The organism is Mesorhizobium sp. M4A.F.Ca.ET.020.02.1.1, from assembly GCF_004022645.1.
Lineage (GTDB): Bacteria > Pseudomonadota > Alphaproteobacteria > Rhizobiales > Rhizobiaceae > Mesorhizobium.
In genome coordinates this window covers 1-793 of the sequence record NZ_RZOI01001261.1, presented here as the reverse complement: position 1 = coordinate 793, position 793 = coordinate 1, and the positions used below count along the sequence as shown (strand labels likewise).

1 protein-coding gene and 1 pseudogene are annotated in these 793 nt (G+C 64.6%); both read right to left on the bottom strand.

All coding sequences use genetic code 11. From position 1 onward, the window contains the following. Positions 1-470: pseudogene (locus EN742_RS36495) on the bottom strand (ABC transporter permease); the annotation flags it as partial. Further along, positions 470-793: ABC transporter permease subunit (locus EN742_RS36490; protein WP_128333962.1), on the bottom strand; the 324-nt coding region annotated here is incomplete at its 5' end. The pseudogene EN742_RS36495 and the gene EN742_RS36490, both read right to left, overlap by 1 nt.

The following is a 793-nucleotide window of genomic DNA, read 5'->3' as shown; positions in this document are numbered from 1 at the left end:
ATCACAAATGGAATGGCCAGCGTCGTGTGCGCCAGCACGAGGCCCGTCAGCGTGTTGTTGAGGTTGAGCCGGGCGTAGACGAGGAAGGCGCCGATGGCGACGAAGATGAGTGGAACCATCATCGGCAGGATCAGCGCGCCGCGCACGATGGCATTGAAGCCGCCAGCACGTTTGTGAAGCCCGTAGCTGGCAAGCGTGCCGAGCACCGTCGCCAGGATTGTCGTGGAAGACGCGACCTTGAGAGAAACGATAGCCGAACGCAGCCACTCATCGGAGGTGAAGAAGGCCTCGTACCATCTCAGGCTCCAGCCACGCGGCGGAAATTCCAGATACTGGGAGTCGGAGAAGGACAGCGGGATGATGATCAGGCAGGGGATGACGAGGAAGGCCATCACCAGCGCCACCAGCACGTAGAGCCAAAGGCGCTGCCCGTGCGTGATCTGGGTGGAGGAAGCGCGGTGGTTCAGCATCAATGCTCCCCGACCGATGATCCCAAACGCTGCACGCCCCATCGCATCAGCAGCAGGATAAGGCCGGTAACCACCAGCAGCGCCACGCTCAGCGCGCTGGCCGCGCCCCAGTTGGCGAACTTCGACACGGCATCGGCGATCTGGGTGGACCACATGGCGACGCGGCCGCCGCCCAGCAGCGCCGGTGTCAGGTAGAAGCCGAGACAGAGCACGAAGGTCAGGGCGCTGCCGGCGCCAAGGCCCGGCGCCGACAGCGGCAGGAAAACCTGGCGAAACGCCTGCGCCGGCGATGCGCCGCAATTGGCCGCGGCCCTGAGATAGAC